Raw genomic sequence first — 7,815 nt, forward strand, 5'->3', positions numbered from 1 at the left:
GTGTTTGTGTGGGATATCCGCGGACACCCGAGTTCTATCGTCGACACGTTTATCGTTGTTAATTTTTCTGACACCCGTGTAAGTAGTAAGCAACGACCCTCGGGAACCGACCGCGCCAGCTCAGGAGATCCCGAGCTCCTTGTCGATGAAGTCGAACATCTCGTCCGACGTCGCCGACTGAATCTTGTCCGAAACCGCCTTCTTGCCCGAGTTGCTGGAATCCTGCTCAGCCTCTCCCCACTTCAGAAGGAGCGTCTGCAGGCGCGTCGTGATCCTCGGCCGGTCCACGTCGTCGGCGGAGATCGTGGCCATCGCCGCTTCGATCCGGTCCAGCTCGCCGAGGATCGGTGCGGCCGCTGAGATCCCGTCCTCGACGACGTCGGTACGCAGTCGGCGGGCGAGCGCCACGGGCGTCGGGTGGTCGAAGACGATCGTGGCGGGCAGGCGCAGGCCCGTCGCCGCGTCGAGCCGGTTGCGCAGTTCGACGGCGGTCAGCGAGTCGAAGCCGAGCTCCCGGAAGGCCCGCTGGGACTCGACCGACTCCACCGACGGGAAGCCCAGCACCATCGCCACCTGGGTGGTGACCAGGTCGAGCAGGGCTCGTTCCTGCTCCGCCTCGGACATTCCGGCGAGCCGCTCGCGCAGCTCCGAGCCACCGGTCTCGAACTGCGCGGCGTTACCACCGCCGATCGCGGCCTCCAGGATCCGCCGCGCCTCGGGCACCTCGTCCAGCAGCCGGCTGGCCCGAACGGCGACGTAGGAGGGTACGAATCGCTCCCAGTCGAGGTCGGCGATGGCCAGGTGCGTCTCCTGCAGGTCGAGGGCCTGCTGGAGGGCCTTGACCGCCAGCTCCGGGGTCATCGCGGCCATGCCGCCGCGCCGCAGCCGGTCCTCCAGCGCCCCGTCGACCGCCATGCCGCCCTCGGCCCACGGGCCCCAGGCCACGGAGGTGGCCACCAGCCCCTGGGCCCGGCGCTGCTGCGCCAGGGCGTCGAGGTAGGCGTTGGCCGCCGCGTAACTGCCCTGCCCGGCGCCGCCGATGGCTCCGGCGAGCGAGGAGAACAGCACGAACGCGGACAGGTCGAGACCCTCGGTCAGCTCGTGCAGATTGCGGGCCCCGTCCACCTTGGGACGCAGCACGCCCGCGACCCGCTCCACCGACATCGAGTCCAGGACACCGTCGTCCAGGACACCCGCCGCATGCACGACGGCGTTCAGCGGATACCGCTCCGGGATGGCGGCCAGTACGGCGGCCAGGGCCTCGCGGTCGGCGGTGTCGCATGCCGCGATGGTCACCTCCGCGCCCAGCGCGGTGAGCTCGTCACGCAGTTCGGCCGCGCCGTCGGCCTCCGGGCCACGGCGGCTGGTCAGCACCAGGTGCTCGGCGCCGGCGCCTGCCAGCCACCGGGCCACCTGGCTGCCCACTCCCCCGGTGCCGCCGGTCACCAGCACCGAGCCGCGCGCGCTCCACGGCCGGGCCACGGCCTGCGGCGCCGAGGCCCGCACCAGGCGCCGGGTGAACACGCCGGACGTGCGCACCGCCACCTGGTCCTCGAACTCACCCGCGCCGCCGCCCAGCACACCGGACAGCCGGTTCGCGGCCCGCTCGTCGAATGTCTCCGGGAGGTCGACCAGACCGCCCCAGAGCCGCGGGTGCTCCAGACCGGCGACCCGGCCCAGCCCCCACATCTGCGCCTGGGCGGCGCTGTGCAGGGTGTCCGACCCGGTCACCGACACGGCGCCTCGTGTCGCCACCCACAGCGGGGCCTCGACACCGGCGTCCACCAGCGCCTGCAACACCACGAGGTTCAGCGCGAGCCCTTGTGGCACGACCGCGTGCCCGGGGCTGGGACTCTCGTCCAGGGCCAGCAGGGAGAGAACCCCGCCGACGGCCCCGTCCGCCGCGCCCTCGGCCGCCGTGCGGAGCCGCTCGGCGACCGCCGCGCGGTCGATGTCCGCCGCGCCGTCGAGAGCGATCCGCGCCACCTCCGCGCCCTGCCGCTCCAGCACGGCCACCGCGGCGGTGACCAGCTCATCGTCGGCGTACGAGGCCGGAACCATGACCATCCAGGTGCCGGTGAGCACCCGCTCCGAGAGCTCGGACACCGGGGTCCACGCGATCTGATAGCGCCAGCCGTCCACCGTCGAGCGCTCACGATGACCCTTGCGGTAGGACGACAGGGCGGGGAGCACCTCGGTCAGCGAGGCGTTCTCGTCCACGTCCAGCGCGGTGGTCAGCGCCTCCAGGTCCGCGCGCTCGACCGCGTCCCAGAACCGGGCGTCGACCGCATCCGCGGCGGCGGACGCGGTGGAGGCGTCGCTCTCGGGGGCGTCCAGCCAGTAGCGCTGTCGCTGGAACGCGTACGTCGGCAGCTCGACCCGCCGGACGTCCTCACCGGCGAACAGGGCCTCCCAGTCCACGGTGACGCCGTGGACGTGGAGTTCGGCCAGGGCCGTCGTCAGCGCCTGGGCCTCGGGGCGGTCCTTGCGCAGCGCGGGCACCACGACGGGAGCCGAAGCCTCGTCCGCCGTCAGGCACTCCCGCGCCATCGCCGAGAGCACACCATCGGGACCCACTTCGAAGAACCTGGTCGCGCCCGTGTTCTCCAGGGAGCGCATCCCGTCCGCGAAGCGCACCGCCTCGCGCACATGGCGCACCCAGTACTCCGGCGAGCACACCTCGTCGGCGCCCGCCGACTTGCCCGTCACATTGGACACCAGGGCGATGGCCGGCGGGGCGAACGACAGGCCCTCGACGACCTTGCGGAAGTCGCCCAGCATGGCGTCCATGCGGGGCGAGTGGAAGGCGTGGCTGACGCGGAGGCGGCGGGTCTTACGGCCCTGCTCCGCCCACTGCCCGGCGATCTCCAGCGCCGCTCCCTCGTCACCGGCGATGACCACGGAGGCGTGGCTGTTGACGGCCGCGATGCTCACCTCGGCCTCACGACCGGCCAGCGACGGAGCGACCTCCTCCTCCGAGGCCTCGATGGCGACCATCGCGCCGCCCTCGGGCAGCGCCTGCATCAGACGGCCACGGGCGGCCACCAGCGTGCAGGCGTCCTCCAACGAGAACACCCCGGCCACCTGCGCGGCGGCGATCTCACCGATGGAGTGGCCGATCACCACATCCGGCGCCACGCCCCACGCGGACAGCAGCCGGAAGAGCGCCACCTCGACCGCGAACAGCGCGGGCTGGGTGAACGCCGTCTGATCCAGCAGTTCGGCGTCCGCGCTGCCCTCCGCGGCGAACATCACGTCCTTCAGCGGACGGTCGAGCAGCACATCGAGGTGGGCGCACACCTCGTCCAGAGCACGGGCGAACACCGGGAACGCCTCGTACAACTCCCGCCCCATGCCGAGGCGCTGCGCGCCCTGGCCCGAGAACAGGAAGGCGGTGATTCCCGTCGGAGTGGCGACCGAGCGCACGACCCCGGGGGCCTCCTCGCCGGTGGCGACGGCCTCGAGCCCGCGCAGCAGCTCCGCGCGGTCCGCCCCCGTCAGCACGGCACGGTGCTCGAACACCGAACGGCTGGCGACCAGGGAGTAGCCCACGTCCCTCAGGCCCAGTTCCGGCCGTACGGTCAGATGCGCCCGCAGCCGCCGCGCCTGGGCGCGCAGCCCGTCCGCGCTCCGGGCGGAGAGCGTCCAGGGAGCCGTGCCACGGTCGTCGGGAGCCGTCACCCCGGCCGGTCGCTCGTCTTCCGCGTCCGACGGGGCCTGCTCGATGATGGCGTGCGCATTGGTGCCGCTGACGCCGAACGCGGAGACACCGACCCGGCGCGGCTGACCCGTCTCCGGCCACGCGGTGGCCTCGGTCAGCAGCCGCACCTCGCCCGCCGACCAATCCACCTGCGGCGACGGCTCGTCCACGTGCAGCATCTTCGGCAGCACACCGTGCCGCATCGCCATGATCATCTTGATGACGCCGGCGAGTCCGGACGCGGCCTGGGTGTGCCCGATGTTCGACTTCAGCGCGCCCAGCCACAGCGGGCGGTCCTCGGGGCGCTCCTGACCGTACGTCGCGAGCAGCGCCTGCGCCTCGATGGGGTCGCCCAGCGACGTACCCGTACCGTGTGCCTCCACCGCGTCCACCTCGGCGGCCGACACCCCGGCGTTGGCCAGCGCCTGGCGGATCACCCGCTGCTGCGAGGGGCCGTTGGGCGCCGTCAGACCGTTGGACGCACCGTCCTGGTTCACGGCCGAGCCCCGCACGATGCCCAGTACCTGGTGGCCGTTGCGCCGCGCGTCCGAGAGCCGCTCCACGAGCAGCACATCGGCGCCCTCGCTCCAGCCCGTACCGTCCGCCGCGGCCGAGAACGGCTTGCAGCGGCCGTCCGGGGCGAGCCCGCCCTGCCGACTGAACTCGACGAACGCCATCGGAGTGGCCATAACCGCCACACCACCCACCAGCGCCATGGAGCATTCGCCCTGACGCAGCGACTGACAGGCCAGATGCAGGGCCACCAACGACGACGAGCAGGCCGTGTCCACCGTGACGGCGGGGCCCTCCAGGCCGTAGGTGTAGGAGAGACGGCCGGAGACCACGCTGCCGGAGTTGCCGGTCAGCAGATGGCCCTCGACGTCCTCCGGCACCGTCTCCAGGTTGGTGCCGTATCCGGAGCCCGAGAAGCCGACGAACACACCGACCTGGCTGCCCCGCACCGACGCGGGGTTGATGCCCGCCCGCTCGAACGCCTCCCACGAGGTCTCCAGCAGCAGCCGCTGCTGCGGGTCGGTGGCCAGCGCCTCACGCGGCGAGATCCCGAAGAACCCGGGGTCGAACTCGCCCGCGTCGTAGAGGAATCCGCCTTCACGGGCGTAGAAGGTGCCCGGCCGGTCCGGATCCGGGTCGTACATGCCCGACAGGTCCCAGCCGCGGTCCGACGGGAAGGAGGAGATGGCGTCGCCGCCGCTCTCGACCAGCTGCCACAGGTCCTCCGGGCTCCGCACCCCACCGGGGAAGCGGCAGCTCATGGAGACGATCGCGATGGGTTCGTCGTCCGCGCCGGACCCGGCCACGGCCCCGGTCCCGGTGGCGAGCGCCGGGGACGAGGCGCCCAGCACCTCGGTGCGCAGATGCGCCGCGAGCGTGCCGGCGCTGGGGTAGTCGAAGACCAGCGTGGCGGGCAGGCTGAGACCGGTCTCGGCGGCCAGCCGGTTGCGCAGGTCCACCGCGGTCAGCGAGTCGAAGCCCAGATCGCGGAAGGCCCGGTTCGGCTCGATCATCTCCGCGGCGGCGTAACCGAGCACGGCGGCGGCGTGCTTGCGCACCAGATCGAGCAGCGCCCGGTCCCGCTCGCCCTCGGTGAGGGGGTTCAGCCGCTCGCGCAGCTGCGCCCCGGCGGCGTCGGCGCTCTCGCCACCGTCGCCCTTGGTCTCCAGCGCCCGGACCTCGTCGAGGTCGCTCAGCAACGGGCTGGGGCGGACCGCGGTGAACGAGGGCGCGAACCGCTCCCAGTCCACGTCCACGACCGTCACCACACCGTCGTCACCGGCCACCGCGCGCTCCAGAGCGGCGATCGCCAACTCGGGCGCCATCGCGGGCAGTCCGCGCCGCGCCAGCTGCTCCCCCGCGTCGTCCCGGGTCGCCATGCCGCCCTCGGCCCACGGGCCCCAGGAGACGGCGGTGCCCGCGAGGCCCCTCGCACGGCGCTGCTCCACCAGCGCGTCCAGGAAGGCGTTTCCGGAGCCGTAGACGCCCTGGTTGCCGCCGCCCCAGATACCGGAGATGGACGAGAAGACCACGAACGCGTCGAGCTCACGGTCGCCGAGCAGCTCATCCAGGTTGACGGCGCCCGCGACCTTGCCCGATACCACCCTCGCCGCGTCCGCGAGCTCCGTCTCCAGCAGGGAGGCCGCGATCGTGACACCCGCCGCGTGCACCACTCCGGTGAGCGGCTGATGCTCCGGCACGGCGTCCAGGACGGCGGCCAGAGCGTCGCGGTCCGCCGCGTCGCACGCGGCCACCGTCACCTCGGCGCCCATGCCCTCCAGCTCCGCCTTCAACTCGGCGGCGCCTTCGGCCTCCAGACCGCGACGGCTGGTCAGCACCAGGTGCTCGGCACCGCTGCGGACCAGCCAGCGGGCCACCTGGCCGCCGAGTCCGCCCGTGCCACCGGTGACCAGCACCGTGCCGCGCGCCCGCCACGACGTCTCCTCGCCGACGCCCGGCGCGGACCGCACCAGACGGCGTACGAAGACACCGGAACCGCGGACCGCGACCTGATCCTCGCCGCCCTCGACGGACAGCACACCGGCCAGCCGCTCCGCACCGCGCCCGTCCAGCGACTCGGGCAGATCGACCAGACCGCCCCACAGCGGCGCCAGCTCAAGACCGGCCACCCGGCCCAGCGCCCAGATCATCGCCTGCGCCGGGCTGGTGAGCCGGTCCGAACGGCCCACCGACACGGCGCCGCGCGTACCGCACCACAACCGGGCCGGAATCTCGGCCTGCGCCATGGCCCGCATCAGCACCAGGGTCAGCGCATAGCCGCCCGACAGCGCCGAGTAGCCCGGGCAGGGCTCCTCGTCCAGGGCGAGCAGCGACAGCACACCGCCCAGCTCGGGGGTCTCCGCGGCCGCCTCGCGCAGCCGCTCCGCGAGCGTGTCCGCGTCGAGGTCCCGCTCGTCCACCGTGACCGGGACCACGCCCGCGCCATGCCGCTCGAGCCCGGCGACAACACCCGAGACCAGCTCGTCCTCGGCGCGGGACGCCGGAACCACCACCAGCCACGTCCCCGACAGCGAGCCGTCGGGGGCGTCGGAGAACGGCTTCCACGACACCCGATAGCGCCAGCCGTCGATCGTGGACTGGTCGCGGTTGTTGCGGTGGTACGCGGAGAGGGCGGGCAGCACCGCGCTCAGCGGCGCCTCACTGTCAACCGCCAGTGTCCCCGCCAGCGACTCCAGGTCCTGGCGCTCCACCACGTCCCAGAACCGCGCGTCGACGGAGCCGGTGCCATCGACCACGCTTCCACCGGGCGGCAGGCCGAAGCCATCCAGCCAGTAGCGCTCGCGCTGGAAGGCGTAGGTCGGCAGCTCGACACGGCGGGCGCCACGGCCCTCCAGTGTGGTGAGCCAGTCGACCTTCTTGCCACGCGCGAACACCTCGGCGGCTGAGGTCAGGAACCGCTCCAGGCCACCCTCGTCACGCCGCAGCGTGCCCACGACCACGGCCTGCGCCTCTGCGGCCTCGACGGTCTGCTGAACGGGAAGGGTGAGCACGGGATGCGGGCTCACCTCGATGAAGGTGGCGTGTCCCTTGCCGAGGAGGGTGCGGGTGGTGGCCTCCAGCTCGACGGTCTGCCGCAGGTTGCGGTACCAGTACTCGGCGTCCAGGCCGGCGGTGTCCACCAGCTCACCGGTCACCGTCGAGTAGAACGGCACCTCCGACGAACGCGGCGCGATATCCGCCAGAACCTTCAGCAGCTCCTCGTGAATCGCCTCCACGTGGGCGGAGTGCGAGGCGTAGTCCACCGGAACCCGGCGGACCCGGACCTCCTCGCCCTCCAGCTGAGCGACCATCTCATCCAGCGCACCCGGGTCACCCGACACCACGACCGAGCCGGGACCGTTGACCGCCGCCACCGAAATCGCGCCGTCCCAGGCGGCGATACGCTCCTTGGCCGCGTCCGCCGACAGACCGACCGACACCATGCCACCACGACCCGCAAGACCCACCGCGATCGCCTGCGACCGCAACGCCACCACCTTCGCGGCATCCTCCAGCGACAGCGCACCCGCCACGCAGGCCGCGGCGATCTCACCCTGGCTGTGGCCCATCACGGCATCCGGCTCGACACCCACCGAACGCCA

General features: G+C 72.7%; 1 protein-coding gene. It reads right to left on the reverse strand.

The annotated features are described in order from the left end of the window. Positions 1-120 precede the first annotated feature (120 nt). Positions 121-7,815, reverse strand: a 7,695-nt coding sequence (locus tag ACFXB5_RS32500) for a type I polyketide synthase (protein ID WP_385214572.1), incomplete at its 5' end; no start/stop codon positions are given.

It is taken from the genome of Streptomyces sp. NPDC059455, from assembly GCF_042750115.1.
Classification (GTDB): Bacteria; Actinomycetota; Actinomycetes; order Streptomycetales; family Streptomycetaceae; genus Streptomyces; species Streptomyces endocoffeicus.